The organism is Polyangium sorediatum, assembly GCF_029946465.1.
Lineage (GTDB): Bacteria > Myxococcota_A > Polyangia > Polyangiales > Polyangiaceae > Polyangium > Polyangium fumosum.
The window spans coordinates 215,096-232,091 of record NZ_JARZHI010000002.1 but is presented as its reverse complement, the minus strand read 5'-3'; the positions used below and the strand labels follow the sequence as shown (position 1 = coordinate 232,091).

Annotated in this window: 13 protein-coding genes and 1 pseudogene; 4 read left to right on the top strand and 10 right to left on the bottom strand. The window is 68.6% G+C overall.

Features of this window, described 5'->3' with window-relative positions; all coding sequences use genetic code 11:
• Positions 1-35 precede the first annotated feature (35 nt).
• From QHF89_RS03120 to bla, 8 genes are all read right to left on the bottom strand, one after another.
• Positions 36-4,712 carry an RHS repeat domain-containing protein gene (locus QHF89_RS03120; RefSeq protein WP_136966123.1) on the bottom strand — a complete coding sequence of 1,559 codons (4,677 nt, stop codon included), beginning with the start codon at positions 4,710-4,712 and terminating at the stop codon, positions 36-38.
• A 141-nt stretch (positions 4,713-4,853) separates the two neighbouring features.
• Entirely contained in the window at positions 4,854-5,645 is a 792-nt protein-coding gene (locus QHF89_RS03115; RefSeq protein WP_136966124.1) for a hypothetical protein, read from the bottom strand.
• A 2-nt stretch (positions 5,646-5,647) separates the two neighbouring features.
• Positions 5,648-6,415: a hypothetical protein gene (locus QHF89_RS03110; RefSeq protein WP_136966125.1), complete on the bottom strand. Its 768-nt coding sequence runs from the start codon at positions 6,413-6,415 to the stop codon at positions 5,648-5,650.
• Positions 6,412-7,155 (bottom strand): ABC transporter ATP-binding protein, encoded by a 744-nt coding sequence (locus tag QHF89_RS03105; protein ID WP_136966126.1) that lies wholly within the window; start codon positions 7,153-7,155, stop codon positions 6,412-6,414. The genes QHF89_RS03110 and QHF89_RS03105 overlap by 4 nt, the downstream gene beginning before the upstream one ends.
• On the bottom strand, positions 7,152-7,823 hold the full coding sequence (locus tag QHF89_RS03100) for a TetR/AcrR family transcriptional regulator (protein ID WP_136966127.1): 672 nt from the start codon (positions 7,821-7,823) through the stop codon (positions 7,152-7,154). The genes QHF89_RS03105 and QHF89_RS03100 overlap by 4 nt, the downstream gene beginning before the upstream one ends.
• A 102-nt stretch (positions 7,824-7,925) precedes the next feature.
• The gene (locus QHF89_RS03095; protein WP_136966128.1) at positions 7,926-8,258 is read right to left on the bottom strand and encodes a hypothetical protein; all 333 of its coding nucleotides are present in this window, start codon (positions 8,256-8,258) and stop codon (positions 7,926-7,928) included.
• A 190-nt stretch (positions 8,259-8,448) separates the two neighbouring features.
• Complete coding sequence (locus tag QHF89_RS03090) at positions 8,449-10,362, bottom strand: chloride channel protein (RefSeq protein ID WP_136966129.1); 1,914 nt, start codon at positions 10,360-10,362, stop codon at positions 8,449-8,451.
• Positions 10,363-10,558: 196 nt separating this feature from the next.
• Positions 10,559-11,560 carry a class A beta-lactamase gene (gene bla, locus QHF89_RS03085; RefSeq protein WP_136966130.1) on the bottom strand — a complete coding sequence of 334 codons (1,002 nt, stop codon included), beginning with the start codon at positions 11,558-11,560 and terminating at the stop codon, positions 10,559-10,561.
• A gap of 128 nt (positions 11,561-11,688) precedes the next feature.
• On the opposite strand from bla, the gene QHF89_RS03080 reads away from it, so the two are divergent.
• Together QHF89_RS03080 and QHF89_RS03075 are read left to right on the top strand one after the other, a co-directional pair.
• The gene (locus QHF89_RS03080; protein ID WP_136966131.1) at positions 11,689-12,051 is read left to right on the top strand and encodes a hypothetical protein; all 363 of its coding nucleotides are present in this window, start codon (positions 11,689-11,691) and stop codon (positions 12,049-12,051) included.
• A gap of 10 nt (positions 12,052-12,061) precedes the next feature.
• Positions 12,062-12,516 (top strand): annotated as a pseudogene (locus tag QHF89_RS03075) (DUF421 domain-containing protein).
• 26 nt (positions 12,517-12,542) lie between these two features.
• On the opposite strand, the gene QHF89_RS03070 reads toward QHF89_RS03075, so the two are convergent.
• Positions 12,543-13,370: a hypothetical protein gene (locus QHF89_RS03070; protein WP_136928225.1), complete on the bottom strand. Its 828-nt coding sequence runs from the start codon at positions 13,368-13,370 to the stop codon at positions 12,543-12,545.
• Positions 13,371-13,619: 249 nt separating this feature from the next.
• Here QHF89_RS03070 and QHF89_RS03065 point away from each other — a divergent pair, with 249 nt between their 5' ends.
• Together QHF89_RS03065 and QHF89_RS03060 are read left to right on the top strand one after the other, a co-directional pair.
• Positions 13,620-14,642 (top strand): methyltransferase, encoded by a 1,023-nt coding sequence (locus QHF89_RS03065; protein WP_136966132.1) that lies wholly within the window; start codon positions 13,620-13,622, stop codon positions 14,640-14,642.
• A 62-nt stretch (positions 14,643-14,704) separates the two neighbouring features.
• Positions 14,705-15,946, top strand: coding sequence for a cytochrome P450 (locus QHF89_RS03060; protein WP_136966133.1), 1,242 nt, complete (start codon positions 14,705-14,707; stop codon positions 15,944-15,946).
• A 3-nt stretch (positions 15,947-15,949) separates the two neighbouring features.
• Here QHF89_RS03060 and QHF89_RS03055 read toward each other — a convergent pair whose 3' ends face one another.
• A complete protein-coding gene (locus QHF89_RS03055) occupies positions 15,950-16,957 on the bottom strand; it encodes a Rieske 2Fe-2S domain-containing protein (RefSeq protein ID WP_136966316.1) in 1,008 nt (335 codons plus the stop codon).
• Between the last annotated feature and the right edge of the window lie 39 nt (positions 16,958-16,996).

Genomic DNA, 16,996 nt, shown 5'->3' with positions numbered 1-16,996 from the left:
GGGCGCGGCAGGGAGGGGAAACGAGAGGGAGAGAATCAAGCCGACCGACGGCGACGGCGCAGGCCGAAGGCCACCACGACAATCAGGGCGCCCATGCCGCCGGCCGTGGACGATTCCGACGCGGTCCGGCAGCCGCAGCTACCGCCGTCGGTCGTTTGTCCGCCGCCCGCGCCGCCATTGCCACCCGCGCCACCGGCACCACCGGCACCACCGGCGCCACCATTGCCACCCGCGCCACCGGCACCACCGGCACCACCGGCGCCACCATTGCCGCCGTTGCCGCCTGCGCCGCCGTTGCCGCCTGCGCCGCCTGCGCCGCCTGCGCCCATGGAGGGCACGCACCACTGCATGGCCGTATCACACTCGTACTCCGGGGCGCACATGCTGTCGTCCGTGCAGCTCGTCGCGCACTTCGTCCCATTGCACGCATACCCGGGCACACACGACGTCTCTGTACCAACGGCGCATGTGCCATTGCCGTCGCACGTGGACGGGTTCGTCTGCGAGGTGCCCGTGCACTTGCCCGGCGCGCACTCCGTGCCGGACGCGTAGACCGCGCACGCGCCATTGCCGTTGCACTGGCCATTCTGGCCGCAGGTCGAGGGCACCTGGGCCGCGCACTCGTTGTCCGGATCCGTGCCGTTCTTGATCGAGCCACACGTGCCGTCCGCGCCCTGGCCCTTCTTCGCCGTCGAGCACGCCACGCAGCCGCCGTTGCACGCCGCGTCGCAACAGACGCCGTCGACGCAGAAGCCCGAGCCGCACTCCGACGCATTCGCGCAAGGCGTGCCCGGCGAGCCCGCCGGCTTGCAAGCGCCCGCCGTGCAGACATTGCCCGGCAAGCACTCGTTGCTGTTCGTGCAGGGGTTCTTGCACGTGCCAGCCGAGCAGACGTACGGCGCGCAGTCCTGCCCCATCGCGTCGTTCACGCACTGGCCCGTCCCATTGCAGATCTGGCCCGTAACCACGCTGCCCTGGCAGGTGCTCACCCCGCAGGAGGTGCCCTGCGGGTGGAGCTGGCAGGCGCCCGTGCCATTGCAAACGCCGGTTTGTCCGCAGCTCGACGCCGCCTGCGTCGCGCACTCGTTGTCCGGATCGACGCCGACAGCGATCGGCCCGCACACGCCGTCCATGCCGTTGCCCTTCTTCGCCACGGTGCACGCCTGGCAAACGCCGCCGCACGCCGTGTTGCAGCAGACGCCGTCGACGCAGCTCCCCGACTGGCAATCGGAGCTCGCCGTGCACGACTCGCCGTTGCCGAGCAGGCCCACGCACGCGCCGTTGACGCACGAGAAGCCGGACGCGCAATCCGCGCCCGTCGTGCACGACGACTTGCACATGTTCGCCCCGCACGCGTACGGCGCGCAGTTCGTTGGCATGCCGCTCGCCGCGCACGTCCCGGCGCCGTCGCAGGTCTGCGGCTGAAGCGCGCCGCCATTGCAGGTCGCGCCGCAGCTCGTGCCCGAAGCGTAGAGCTTGCACGCGGCCGCGCCGTTGCAGCTCCCGGTCGTGCCACACGAGCTCGCGCCCTGGTCGGTGCACTCGTTGTCCGGATCGGTGTCGACCTTGATCGGGCCGCAGACGCCGTCGGTGCCCGCGCCCTTCTTCGCCGCGGAGCACGCCTGGCAGGTGCTCGTGCAGGCCGCGTCGCAGCAGACACCGTCCACGCAGAAGCCGCTCACGCATTGCCCGCCGACCGAGCACGCGGCGCCGTTCGCGCCCGGGGAGGCGTCCGAAAGGATCCGCGCGCGGGCCCGCTCCGAGCCGTACGGCTGCTGCTGATCGAACCGGTAGTACGCTGCGAGGACCTCCTGCGACTTGCCCGCCGCGAGCTGCGGCCGGAGCTCGAGCTGGAGCGCGTCGTTCGCCACGACGAACCCGCTCGAATCCTTGTTCGTGCCGGTGCTCGAGATGCGCGCGCCGTAGACGTCTTGATAGTTCACGGTCGTACGATCGTCCTGCCAAACGACCCAGTACTGCGTACCGTCCCAGGCTGTGGTGGGGAAGTTCTGGGTGTTTGACGCGCTGCTCACGTTGATGCCGACGACGTCGAGCACCGTGCCCGCGGCGTTGACGCGGGCGCCGCGCACGTCGGAGGCGTCGTTCCAGGCGACGAACCAGTCCACCCCGTTCGACGCGACCGAGGCGTTCGTCTCCGCCGCGCCCACGACGGCCGACACGGGGATCGCGAGCGCGCCCGCGTCGAGGACCGCGCCGGCCGGCGTCACGCGCGAGGCGAAGATGTCGTTCGCGTTCGTCGGCTTGGTCCAAGCGACGAGGTAGTTCGTGCCGTTGTACGCGACCGCGGGCAACGAGCCGCCGCCGGTCGAGAGCTTGATGCCCGCGGGATCGAGCACGTTCGACGACGGCGCGACGCGCGCGGCGAAAATCTCCGCGCTCGTGGCGTCGCGCCACGTGACGAGCCAGTTTGTCCCGTCCGCGGCGACGGCAGGGTTCGTCTGGTGACCGGCCGCCGTGTTCACCGGGATGCCGCCGGCGTCGAGCACAGCGCCGGTGCTCGAGACGCGCGTGGCAAAGATGTCGTCGTTGCTGCTGCCATTACGCCGATCCTGCCAGGCGACGAGCCAGTCGACGCCGTTCGCCGCGACCACAGGCACGTACTGCGAGTTCGTCCCCTCCGAGATCGCGAAGCCCGCGGCATCGAGCACGGCGCCCGTGCTGGAGAGGCGCGCGCCCCAGATGTCGTTCGTGGATCCCGGGCGCGCGTCCTCCCAGACGACGAGCCAGTTCGTCCCGTTGAAGGCGGCGCGCGGAGAACGCTCGTCGTTCGCCGCACGGGAGAGCAACGTGCTCGTGGCGTCGATCTTGACGAGCGCGTTCGACAAGCGGAGCCCGTAGATGTCGGCCAGGTTGTTCCCTGCGACGCCACGCGTGTCGCTGAAGGCCGTATAGAAGTTCGTCCCGTCGTGCGCCGCGCCGACGGAGCTGCGGGTGCCCATCTCGCTCGTCAGCGGCGTGGCCGAGACGAGCACCGCGCCGCCCGAACTCACGCGAGCGCCATAGGCCTGGTTCGAATCGTCCCAGAACACGCCGTAGCCGTTGCCCGCGAAGGTGACGGTGACCTGCACGGGGTCGGACGAAGTGACGCCGTTTCCGATGGTGAAGCCGTTCCCCGCGTCCATGGGCGCGCCGGCCGACGAGATGCGCTGGCCGTAGATGCTGTTCGCGTTGTTGTAGTTGTCCCACGCGAGCAGCCAGTTCACCCCGTCCGACGCGATCCCGAGCTGCGAGTAGGGACAAATTGCCGAGCCGCTGCAGGCGACGATGTCACTCGCGTCGAGCACGGTGCCGGCCGGAGATACGCGTCGCGCGGCGACGCGGTAATAGGTCGACCCCGTGTAGGTGTTGAACGCGACGAGGTAGTTCGTGCCGTTCCAGGAGACCGCCGTGTCGTTCGAACTGTACGACGGCTGCGCGATGGCCACGGTCGATGCGTTCACCGTGCCGTTCGTCCCCACGAAGTTGCCGCGAATCTGGTTCGAGAGCGTGTGCACGACGAAGTAGTTCGTGCCGTCGAATGCGATCGACGGTTGGCTCTTGCCGCCGCCGGTCGTGACCGCGATCCCGTTCGGATCTTGCAAGACGCCGGCCGCGGTGACGCGGGCGGCGTAGATGTCGTCGGCGCTGTTCCGGCTGTCGACCCAGACGACCACCCAGTCCGTGCCGTTGGTCGCCACGGCCGGCTGCGATTGGTTGGCCTTCGCGACCGCGATCGGGATGCCCGACGTATCGAGCACGGTGCCGGCCTGAGACACGCGCACGCCGTACACGTCCGCCATGCTCTGATAACGCTCGTCCGTCCAGACGACGAGGAAGGTCCCGCCCGCGAACGAGACCACGGTATCGTACTGCGTTCGGTTCGCCGCCGCATACGCGGGCGTGTCGATCGCGATCTCAGGACCGATCACGGGATCGAGCACCGCCGGATACGCGCTCGCGTCGAGCACCGACGCAGGCACGCGCAGCACGATGCGCCCGTCCACGAAATCCGCGTCGACGTGCGTGCGCACGCCGTTCGCGTCGACCCACGTGGCCACGCCGTATCGCACGCCGAGCCCCGTCGCAGGATCCGCGAAGTGCAAGCCGCCCTCGGTCTCGCCGAGGAACGACTCGCCCGTCACCACGATCTTGACCTCGAGATCCCCCTCGCCCGTCGGGCGCTCGGCGAATTCGAAGCTCTGCTCGACGCCCTCCTCATCGTTCTCGAGGTGCTCGACCACGGCGCCGCGCTGGATGCCGAGGCTCGCGTCGGGCCGGACCGCGGCCTTTCCGGAGCGTCCCTCCGCAATCGATCTTCCGCCGCGGGTGATGCTCTCGAGCGACGCGACGAACGGCGCCGTCGTGCCCTCCTCCGGCGGGGCGAGGTCGCTCTCGCTCGGCCACACCGTGAGCGCCTCGGGGCTCGCCTTGACGGCGTACGTCGCGTGTCCCGCCGAGAATACGCCTCCCTCGGCGCGATACCCGAAGTGCGTCCGCCGCATGACCGTGTCGAGGTCGATCGCCTCGGTCGGGTTTGTCGCGGCTGCGGCCGGCGCCGTCGCGCCCGCCTTTCCCTGCGTGCCCGCGTCGCTCGCTTCGCTGCTACACCCTGCGAGCGCGGCGAGGATCAGGCTGTGACAAACCCAGCCGATCGTCGCGCCGCGGAACCTTTTGCGCGCGGCGCGCGTGAATGGAACGGATCGAGATTGCATATCTCCCACCAGGTGAATGCTCGCCCCGCAATACGTTGCCGCGGCTCGAACAAGCCGGGACCGTCCGGAGCGGCCGCATCGGACAGCACCGGACGGCGCACGTCAAGGCCGCGGAAAGGCATTCGGTGGCGTCACGTCCTGTCACCGGGTGTCGGTCCGTTCGAGCACGTGTCCTGCGATCCGCACGAAGAGCGCGCAGAGCGAGGCCACCAGTATGAGCCCCAAAGGTCCGATCCACGCAGCCGCGGCGTCGTGCCACACGAGGCTCGGCAACGTGATCGCGGATCGCAGGGCCGCGCGGCCCTCGTAGACGTCGGGCCGATAGATCATGACGGCCGTCGGCATGAGGGGCAGAAGCCAGACGAGGGATCCAACGAGAAGCGCGTGGAAGGCATCGCGCATACGCACGAGGAGCGGCAAGAGCAGCGCGAGGAGGAGCAGCGCGAACGCGGTGAGGAAAAGCCCTCCTCCGAGCGCGCCGGCGGCGCTGACCATGTCGCCCGGCGCGAGGTGCGGGAGGATCGAGAGCCCCGTGGCGATCGCGATGGCCGCGCCGGTGAGCGCCGCGGCGCCGAGAATGGGCCCTACGCGGGCGGCGAGGAGCACGCGGGCGTGGATCGGCTTGGCGAGCAGGACTTCGAGCTGTCCCTCTTCCCGCGCCGTGACGATGGCACCGAGCAGGCCGGCGAGCCCCACGAAGTAGGGCGCGAAATAGGCGGCCATCAGGTCGTTGATGAGCAGGACCGACGCGAGGCCCCGGAGGTCGAAGGCCTGTTCGAGGAAGTGAAGCGCGCGCGCGGGGAAACGCACGAGAAGGGCGTGGGTCCCGAGCACGCCGAGGCCGCCGACGAGCGCCGCCACGATCGGCGCGCGGCGCGGCGCGTGCCGTGCTTCGAGGAGAAAATAATCTCGGAGCGAAGCGGTCTCGGTCATGGTCAAGCCTCCATGCGGCGCACGCCGGCGGCGCCGATCGCGATCGCGGCGAGCGAGAGGAGCGAGAGCGCGAGCATCGGCGGCGCGAGGTCCTTCGGGCCGAGGTGATCGAGGTTTCCGAGGGCGAGCGCGCCGAGCGACATCGGGTTCACGAGCGTCAGGTTCCGCCACGCGGGCTGGTAAAACCCGATGAGCGACAAACCGAGGAGCAGGCCGAGCACGGCGAGCCCGATCAGCGCGGAGGCTCCGCGGTGCTTGACCCAGCCGGCGATCGCCGCGGAAAAACAGGTCGCGAAGATCGCCGCGAAGAGGTGCGGGGTCATCGCGGCGAGGAAGGCCAAGGGCCGGAAGCCCGGCACACGCGCGGTGAAGTACACGAGGCCGAGGAGCTGCGCGCCCACGTGGAGCGTGGCCATGACGGCGCACGCGCTGACGGCGCGAAGCGCGAAATACCGCGGCATCGAGAGGGGTTTGGCCGCGAGGATCGAGAGCACGCCGATGTCACGCTCGCGCAGGACGATCCCGCTCGCGAGGACGACCGGGAGAAACGCGATCATCTTGTTCATCGCGAGGTCGATCCACACGTACATGAAAAGCACGAACGGGCCGCCGTGGCCGAACCACGCGGCGATCGCTTCCTGCACGTGCGCGGGCGGGCGCGCGAGCATGACCGGAATGGAGAGCACCGCGTAGAGGAGCATGGCCCCGCAGAGCCACGTCTTGCGCTCGCGCAGCGTCGCGAGATAGTCGAGCCACTGGAGCCGGATCATGCCGCCTCCTTGCGCACGAGCGCGAGGTAGAGGTCATCCATCGTATGCGCGCCGTGCTGCGCTTTGAGATGATCGACGTCACCGAATGCGACGAGCCGTGCGCGATGCAGGACCGCGACACGCCGGCAAAGCGCCTCGACGTCGGAGAGGATGTGCGACGAAAAGACGACGGTGACGCCCTTGTCGCGTGCGAGCTCGCGGAGCAGCTCGAGCAGCTCGTGGCGGCCGAGCGGATCGAGGCCCGAGGTCGGCTCGTCGAGCAAGAGCACGCGCGGCTCGTTGAGGAGCGCCTGCGCGAGCCCCACTTTTTGCGTCATGCCCGTGGAAAAACCTCGCAACGCTCGATCCGCGGCGCGCACGAGGTCGAAGCGCCGGAGGAGCGCCTCGGTCCGCGCCGCGACGACGTCGCGCGGGAGGCCAAACATGGCGCCGACGTAATGCAAGAACTGGCGGGGCGTCATGTCCGGCGGCAGCGTGTAATGGGCCGGCAAATACCCGGCGGTGCGGCGAATCTCGATCGTCTCGCGCCCGACCTCGCGGCCGAGCACACGCGCCGTGCCGGAGGTGAGTGGCGTCAAGCCGAGGAGCATGCGCAGCGTCGTCGTTTTGCCCGCGCCGTTGTGGCCCATGAAGCCGAAGACCTCGCCGGACTCGACCGCGAACGTGACCCCGTCGACGGCCGTGACCTCTCCAAACCGCTTCGTCAGGCCCTCGACCTCGATTGCATGCGTGGTGGTCATCGCTTGGATCTCCTTTGGGGTGTGGGCCCGGCGCGTTTCGCGGGCGGTGGGCTTTTCGGCGCGGCGAGCCCCGCGCGGAAGACGTCGAGGATCGCGTCGAGCGCGCGTTCGGTCGAAAAGATGCCGAGCTCGGCGATCATGCCGAGGTGCTGCGGCGCGAAGCGCAGGACCCCGATCACGATCGGCACCGCGTCGCGATCGATGTCGGCGCGGATCTCGCCGCGCGCGATTCCCTCGTCGACCCAGCCGCGGATCATGGCGACCTGCGCCTTGCCTTCCTCGACCTTTTGCGAATCGGAGGTGAGCCCGAGCGCACGGAGGTCCGGGTCCTCGTGGAGCAGCTTGCCGAACATCGGGTCCGCGAGGAGCTGGCGATACGCGAAGCGCAGCGTGGCCACGAGGCGCTCGAGCGGTGACGCGATCGACATGACCTCCTCGGCATAACGAGCGCCGATCGCCGCGAACGACTGCTCGACAACCTCGCGCAAAAGCGACTCCTTGTCGGCGAACTCGAGGTAAAGCGCGCCTTTCGCGCAGCCCGCCTCGGCCGCGACCGCGTCGAGGTTCGTCCCCTTGAAGCCATGCTGGGTGAAGTGCCGCCGTGCAGCTTCGAGGATGCGCTGGCGCCGCGCAGGATCGCGTGGCTTCTGGCTACGTCGTGCGACCATCACGACCACGGTGACTCATCTGGTCGTTCGAGTCAACTTCAAGCATGCGAGAGCGAGCCCGCGGGGTTCGCGAACTCGCTTCCGCGGGCGTGGGGGCTGCGCTCAGTCGATCTTTTCGCCGCGGGCCACGGTTTTGCCGTCCGCTGTCACGGCGACCTGAAGCTTCTCTTTCCCTTTTTTGATCTCGGCCTTGTAGTGGATCTGGCCGTCCTTCAGCGTGAGCTGCTCGACCTTCTTGATCTCGCCCCCTTCGGCCCAGGTCCGTATGGCGTTCTGCGCCGCGGTCGGCAGGTTTGCGAACGCGACCTCGGTCTTCTTGGCGTCCTTGTATTGCTCGCTGAGCGTCTTCTGTGCGTGTTCGTCGACCGCGAGGGCGGGCGACGCGATCAGCCCGATCGCGAGCGAGGCGAGCAGGGCCCGGAACATACGCTTCATGATCGTCTCCTTCCGGTTGGATGCCTGCCGCGGTCTCCGCGGAAGGCTCCCGCCCCGCACATGCGAGTCCGGTGCCGATTGCCACGTGAACGTGACGCGCAGCAATCGCATCCCCGTAACGCTCGGAGAACGAAAGGAGAGCAGCACGAGGGCGCCCTCGGCCCTCGCCGCGCCCCCGTTCAAAAGAGGTTCAAGCCGCCCGCTCCTCGCGCGCGGTCGCGTCGAGATAGGCGCGCCCCACCTCGGATTCGTCGAGGAAACCCACGATCCTGCCCGCCTCGTCGACGACGGGCACTTCCCGCACGCCCTGCGCGAGCAGCACCTCGGTCGCCTTCCTCAAATCATCGTCCGGCCGCACGGTCACCGGCGGTTGCATGGCATCGGCGGCGAGGGTCAATGGTTCGAGGTCCCGCTCCGTCGCCAGCAGGCGCACGACGTCGCTCGTGATGACCCCGGCCATTTTCCCCTCCCCGTCGAGCACGGGAAACACATCCTGCCAGCCCGTGTCCGAAGCGAGGCGGAGGACCTCGGGCACGGGCGTCGCGAGGGCGAACTGCACGTAAGGCCGGCCGGCGATCATCACATCAGCGACCTTGAGGGAGCCGAGCACGTCGAGCACGCCCGGCGGATGCGCGGGGGAGTCGCGCTGCGTGGGAACCTGCGCCGAATAAAGCGAGCGGTCGCGCAGCGCCACGAATGCAATGCCCTCGGCGAGCATGAGCGGGACGAGCAAGTCGTAGCTACCGGCGAGCTCGCAGACCATGACGAGCGAGCCGAGCGGCACGTGCGCGACGCCCCCGTAAAACGTGCCCATGCCGACGAGCGCGAATGCGCCGGGATCGATGCGCGGGTCGCCGATCGAGAGCGCCGCGATGCGGCCGAACGCGCCCCCGACGAGCCCGCCAATCGCCAGGGAGGGAGCGAAATCGCCCGCGCTGCCGCCCGTACCGATGGTGAGCGAGGCCGCGAGAATTTTGATGGCCGCGAGCGCCACGAGCAGCTCGACGGCCTGCCATCCCTCGGGCAACCACGACGCGCCCGTGATGGCCACCTGCGCGGCGCCATACCCACCGCCGAGCACGCCAATCCCCTGCCCGTCGGGCACGACGTGCCGCCCGGCGAGGAGCAAGAGCAAGGGCACGGCCACGAGCCCGAGCGCGAGGCCGCCGACGCCGGGGCGCGCCCAATCCGGGACCGGCAGGCGCGCGGACGTGCGCTTCACGAACGCCATCACCTTGAGAAAAACGATGGCGCAGAGCGCGACGAAGATCGCGAGGAGCGCATACAGCGGGAGGTGCGCCGGGACAAATGGATACCGCGGCGCGTGCGCGAAAAGCGTGGCCTCGCCGAAGACGGAGATGAAGACCGAATACGATAGGACGCTCGCGAGCAGCGCGGGGACGAGCGCGTCGCTCTCCACGTCGTCACGATAAAGGACCTCGGTGGCGAGCAGGGCGGCGCCGAGCGGCGTCCGGAAGATCGCGCTCATGCCGGCCGCGACGCCAGCGATCATGAGGAGCCGCCGCTCGCGCGCGGAGACCTTCAAGGTCCCTGCGACGAACGAGCCGAAGGCCGCGCCGATCTGCATCGTGGGCCCCTCGCGCCCGCCCGCGCCGCCGGTCCCGAGCGTGAGCGCGGAGGCGAGCGCCTTCACCCATACGACGCGACGCCGGATGAGCCCGCCGTGGTGATGGAAGGCCTCGATCATCGCGTCGCCGCCGCCGCCGCGGCATTCGGGCGCGAGGCGCGTGAGCAGGCCGCTCGCGAGGCCGCCGAGCGCAGGCAAGATCATGAGGAGCCAGGGACGGAAGGACCCCATGCCATGCTCGCCGAAGAAGGACTCCCCCGCGGCGCGGAGGGCGCGGTAACCGGCGAGGCCCGAGAGAAAGAATCGATCCAAAACCTCGATGGCCGCGAAAAACACGACCGCGACGACACCCGCCCCGACCCCGACGAGCGCGGCGTGGAGCAAGGTGCGGCCGACGAGGCGGAGGTCGATGGGCGAGGCGTCGACGAGGAGCGCGGAGAGCAGGCCCTGCGCGCGCTGCGACGGGAGGGGCGTCCGTGTGGCGGAAACGCCCGGTTTTTCCGGAGATGGATCCATTTCGCAGCAGTTCGTCTAGAGGGCCGCCGAGTCTAGCACGCGGGCCACGGAGCGTCCGTGCCTTCGTGCCAGACATATTTGCACTCAAACGAACATCGTACGAGATCGTACTTTATGGAGCGGTCGAGGACGGCGCCTCGGTGAGGGCGCGGCGGCAGCGTGCAGCAACGAGCCGTCGATCCAGGGCAGGACGGCCTCATCGTGGGCTCGTCATGGCCCCCACGGCGGCCCGCGCGACGTCGGCCAAGGCTGCCTCGCGCGTCTCCTGCGGCGCGCTCGACTCCGTCAAGAGGGCCACGATCACGAGCTTGCGCCCGTCCGGCAGCGTCACGATCCCGATGTCGTTCGTCGCGCCATTACGTCCCTCGGTATCGTCGGATGACCCCGTTTTATGGGCCAAACGCGCGTCCGGCGGCAGGCCGGCGCGGAGCCGGCGAGGACCGGTCTTCGTGCCGTGCATGATGTCGAGCAGGACGCGCGTCGAGGCCGGCGTGAGCATCTCCCCGCGATCGAGCTTCAAGAGAAAATCCGCGGCGGCCTCGGGCGTGGTCGTATCACGGGGATCTCGCAGATAGGCCTCGAAGGCACGCACGTGTTCGTCCTTCGGCAACCGCTCGACCGCGGCGTCCATCCCCTTGCAGGTGGACATGGCAGGCTCGTACGCGGCGAGCCCGTGGAACTGGAGCTGCAAATCCCGCTCGTAGCGATCGACGTGCAGCGCCGTCACGCCCGACCGGGCGAGCATGGCATTGACGCTCTCGGGGCCGCCGATCTCGTGCATGAGGACGTCCGCGGCCGTATTGTCGCTCACGGCCACGGATTGCGTGAGCAGGTCGAGCACCGAGAATGATTGCGTTTCGCCCTGAAATGCCTCCGCGAGCGGGCTCCAGCAGACGCTCAGTTCGTCGCGACGCACCTCGATCTTCGTGTCGAGCGAGAGCGCGCCCGCGTCCACGCGCGCGAGCACCGCCGCGGCGAGCGGCGCCTTGAACGTGCTTTGCAGAGGAAACCGCTCACCGGCGTGATGCACCCAGCGCTGCCCCGAGCTCGGCTCGACCACGGCGACGCCGAGCCGGCCCCCCGCGCGCGCTTCGGCCGCAGCGACGTCCCGTTCGAGGCGCGTCACATCGAACGCGCGAGGCGGGGCGGCACAAGCGCAGAGGAGGAGAGCTGCAGCGAGGAGTGACAAACGTTGCATGATCCGCGACGAACGCACCAGGCCCGTGCCACATTCCCGCGACGGCGTACGTCGAGGATACCCCTCGGACAAACCACACGATTGACGCGCGCGCGCCCGGGTCCAAGGTTCGGCCAAAGGGGGGGTCGGTGGTCGAAATCAAGCGGACGGACGATCTCGAGACGAGCGAAGATCTCGCCTTCGAGCGCACGAGCATGCGCGTCCGTCGCGTCGGCAGGGCCTTGCTCTTCCTGTTCGTGCTGCTCGCCGCGCTCGGTCTCTTCGGGGACGGTCCATTGAGCCACGCCCGCGCCGGCGACGCGTCCGGGCTTTTCGTCCGGTACGAGCGTTTCCTCCGCGTGGACGGCACGACCCGCTTCGAGATCCACCCGCGCGTGCAGAGCTCAGCTGCCCCGCGCCGCCTGCGCCCCGTGCGCCCCGGTCTCCTCCGCTTCTCCCTCGCCGAGGAGGGCAGCCCCGCGCTCGATCTCTCGCTGTTCGTGTACCCGTGAGGCCGTGGCCATGAACCTCGTCGTGCGCGCCGTCTGCGTTTACATGGCCCTCCTCGTCATCTTCCGCATCGCGGGCAAACGCGCGCTCGTGACCGTGACGACCTTCGATTTCCTGCTCCTGCTCATCATCAGCGAATGCACGCAGCAAGCGCTGCTCGGGCAGGATTCCTCCATCACGGGCGCCATCATCCTCGTGGGGACGCTCGTGAGCCTGGAGCTTGGTTTGTCTTGGCTCAAGTGCCGGAGCACGAGGTTCGAGCGCTGGCTCGACGGCACGCCGCTCGTCATCATCGAGGATGGCCGCATTCTGCGCGAGCGCCTAGCCTGGCTGAGCGTCGATGAGAAGGACATCTCCTGGAGGCGGCGCACGTGCAGCACGGCCTTTTGCGCCTCGATCAGATCCGCTACGCGCTCGTCGAGCGCAACGGAGAGATCGCCATCATCCCCTGGAAGGAAGGGCGCTAAAGCTCAAGCCTGACCGTCCCACGCGCTCACTCCGCGCCGCCGAGCGCCTGGAGCGTCTTGCTCCACTTCTTTTCGGCCGCGATCTTCTTCGGCGACCGCTTGTCGTGGTCCGGCTTCGCGGTCCCGGACCAGCCAGCGCCCATCAGGAGCGTGACGTTCTTCGCCGCCTCGTCGTCACTCTTGCCGAACTGCACGGCCTCCCATACCGCGAGCTCGCCGCGGGGGCACGCGTCGGGCTTGATTCCGTGGTCGATCGCCGTCTTGGTGAATTCGTAGCTCCGACCGACGAGCGGACAACGGCGGTGGGCCTCGGGCCGGGTCGATTCGCGCATGTCGGCGCCGGCTTCGAGCAGAAGGGCCAGGGCGGCCGCATTGTTGTATTGCGCGGCGCGGCCGACGGCCTCGTCGAGCGCAGAACGGTCCGGCTTTCTGGCGAGCTCGGCTTTGACGTCGTCGAGATCGCCGTCGGTCGAATAATACGCGAGCATGCTCCCGTAGGTCGCGGTGAGCGCGACGATCTGAAGACCGCGGCCGACCATGACGAGCAAGGCGAGCGCGCCGAGGAGGATACCGGCCCGCACGAGCGGCTTGCCTTTGGCCTCGGTGAACTTGCGGCGAACGAACCCGCCGAAGACCGTGAGCGCGACGATGAGCACGCCGGCCGCCGCGAGGCCTATGACCTCGTCCCAGTGCTTCGGCAGCGGCGTGCTCGTGCCAGACACCGAGAGCGCGAGATTGAGGTCGAACGCGGTGTTGAGCACGCCGACCAGGGCGACGAGCACGCAGGCTCCGCCGATGAGGATCCCCAAGAGCCCGACAATACCCACGTCCGATGATGACTTCGACTCCGCCATACGCCGCTCCTCGTTCGTCGAGCCGGACTTATCGCAGAAAGCCGCCCCGATGGGAACAGGGAGCGCCGTGGCGACGAAGGTGGAAGATGCCAAGGGGTACGCCGGTGCAGGTGTTCGCAGGATCCACATGCTGGGCGCATGCGGCGGTTCCTGGCTTGACAATCAACCTGGTTCTCCGCTGATCTCCTCCGTTATTACGGACGACAGCCACGCTGCCATAAAGCTCCAACGCCTCCCTACGAGTCAGCCATGAACAACCCTGTCGGAACGAGCGACCTCTCGGCGCAAATGCGCGCCTTGAGCGTCTACAACATGTGGATCTCGCGGATGATCTACGTCGCGGCCAAGCTGGGAATCGCCGACTTGATCGAGGAGGGCCCGCGGAGCAGCGAGGACCTCGCGGCTTCCTTGGGGGTCGACGCGGGCGCGCTCCATCGGATGCTCAGGGCCCTCTCCGGAGCAGGGGTCTTCGCCGAGCTACCGGAGAGGCGGTTTGGCTCGACGCCCCTCGGCGCGACCCTGCGCACCGGCGCCCCCGGCTCCATGCGCGACTTCATCCTGCTGTTCGGCGGCGACGTCTACGCGCGCGCCTGGCTCGATCTGCTCTCCAGCGTGAAATCCGGGAAAACGGCCGTCGAGCACGTCTTCGGTGCCCCGCTTTATCCTTATCTCGCGGGCCACCCCGAGGACGCCGAGCTCTTCGACAAGGCGATGACCAGCTTCACCTACGTCGATACCAACGCGGTCGCCGCCCGTTATGACTTCTCCTCGTTCCGCACGGTGGTCGACGTCGGCGGCGGTCATGGCAGCCTCCTCGTCGCCGTCGCCGAGAGAAACCCAGAGCTCCGGGGTATCCTCTTCGATCAGCCGCACATCCTCGAAGGGGCACGGGCGCGGATCGCCGCGAGCACGAGCGCGGCGCGCTGCGAGGTGGTCGCCGGGAATTTCTTCGAGGCTGTCCCCAGCGCCGACGTCCACATGCTCAAACACATCATCTGCAACTGGGACGACGACGCGGCGATCCGAATCCTGAAGTGCTGCCACCGCGCGCTCCCGCCGGGCGGGCGAATCCTGGTCATCGAGTCCGTGATTGGCCTCTCTGCGCCCGCCGAGCTGCTCGACGTCCACCTGCTCACGGTGGTCGGCGGGCGCATGCGCTCCGAACAAGAGCACCGGGATCTGCTGGACGCGGCGGGCTTCCGTCTGACGCGCCTGCTCCCCACCGACGTCGGCTTGCAGCACGTCGTCGTCGAGGGGACACGCGCGTCATAAAGCGGGCCGCGCGACGAAGGGGGGACATCACCAGAAAAACTCTGCACGTTCGAGGTGGGACCGTGGATCTATCCTTCGACCCGCGTCATCCGGACTTTATCGAAAATCCTTTCCCGGCGCTCCTCCACCTCATGGAGCACGAGCCCGTCTTCTGGAGTGAGAAACTCCATGGATGGGTGCTCACGCGTCATGAGCATGTGCGCGCGTCGTTGCGTGATCCGCGGCTGTCGGCCGATCGCGTGCGCCCGTTCCTCGCCCATTACAAGGGTCCGGAGCGCGGGGTGGTGCAAGACCTCGTCGAGCGCCTGTCGATGTGGGCCTCGTTCAACGAGCCGCCGGTGCACACCAGGCTCCGCGGCCTCATGAACAAAGCCATGACGTTGCCATCGGTCCTGGCGCTGGAGCCGCGCGTGCGCGCGCTCGCCGACGAGCTGATCTATGCAGCGCTCCAGCGTGGCGAAATGGACATGATCGCCGACTTCGCGTATCCGCTCTCCGCGACGATGATCGCCGAGCTGTTCGGTGTGCCGCGCGCCGACGTCCCCTTGCTGAAGAAGTGGTCCGACGAGCTGGGCGCGTTCATCGTCCAGTCGCGCACGCTCGCCAACAAGTACGCGATCGCCGCCGGCGGCCTCCGCGCCATGACGTCCTATTTCGAGGACGTCATCGCGGAGCGGCGTCGGCACCCCCGGGAGGACATGCTCTCGCGTCTCATCGCAGCCGAGGAGAAAGGCGATTTCCTGAGCGCGGAGGAGCTTTTCGCGTGCTGCGCGCTCCTCTTCTTCGCAGGGCACGAGACCACGACGCACTTGCTCGGCAACGGCATGATCGCGCTGCTCCGCCACCCCGAGGCGCTCGCCGAGCTTCGGGATCGGCGCGCCGACACCATGCTGATGAGCTCGGCCGTCGAGGAGATGCTGCGCTGGGACGGGCCCCTGCTCATGATGGCGCGCGTCGCCGCGGAGGACGTCGAGCTCTTGGGCAAGCGCATCCTCGCAGGCTCGCGTGTCTTCCTCATGATTGCCGCGGCAAACCGTGATCCGCGGGTGTTCCCGGATCCGGATCGCTTCGACATCCACCGGCAGGACAACCGGCACATCGCCTTCGGCAACGGCATTCACTATTGCATCGGAGCGCCGCTCGCCCGCCTGGAAGCGCGCGTCGCCTTCCCACGTCTGCTCGAACGCTTTCTCGCGCCTGAACTCGCCACATCGAAGCTCGTGTGGCGGGACGCCTTCGTGGTGCGTGGGGTCGATCAGCTCCCCATTCGTTTCGCGCGGCCCGCCCCTGCACCAGAACCTTGAACGCTACCCCTGCCCCTCCCCCGGGACGCGCGTCGCGTCCGTTGGAGGTGCAAGGATGTCACCGCGCACGGCGCGGGAGAACAGCTTGTGCCATTGCGCGATGCCGAGGTCCGCGCGGACGAGTTTATGATCACGCACGTCCGGCTCGCGGGGCGACGTCGACATCAGCATGCGCTGATCATCGGGCTGCACGAGCGTGAACTCGGCCCACAAAGAGAGCGCCGCGAGGAGCTTGCCTACGACAGGCAGCTCCACGAAGTATCGCGCAAAGATCCACGTCGCCTCGCGGTCGACCGGCGTGCACGCGACGATAGCGCACAAACGCGGCCCGAAGCGGAGGAACACGAGCCCAGGCAGCCGCGCATCGATCCAAGCGCGAAAACCACGCTCCGGGCCGTCTCCGGATCTCCGCAACGCGCCGAACGTGCGCACCGAGTTCCCCTCGACCTTCACCTCGTACGGGTCGAGCCGCGTCCCGATGCCACGCAAATATCGGCCGTGCGCGAAGGGCACGTGGTGCATGTCGAGCATCCCCTCCATCACGCGGAGCTGCGGCAGCGGCCACACGGTCTCGTGGTCCCACGCATGTCGATCCGTTTCAGGCAGCTCCTCGAACCACGGCAGCGGAGGCCGGTCCGAAGCGCCGTCCCCGTGCCATAACCACACGAGGCCGCGGTGCTCGCGCACCTCGTATCGGCGAATCGAAAGATCACGTCGGCTCGGCTTGCCTTCGGGCTCGCAAGGCATCCCCGTGCATTCGCCCGCGGTCCCGAAACGAAACCCATGATACGGGCATGCGAGCTCGCCCGCGATCACGCGGCCAAGGCCGAGGTCTGCCCCGCGATGGGGGCACCGCGCGTCGTGGGCCAGGATTTCGCCGGTCGCGCTGCGCCAAAGGACGAAGGACCGGCCCAGCCGCCGCACGGTCCGCGGTCGCTCGCGGACGTTCCGCGCGGACGCGATGGGAACCCAGCAATCACGCGGGAGCGGCGGCTCCGCGCCTTCGAGCATCGGAAGCGAGTGTCTTTCGCCGCGCGTCCGTTGTGGCAT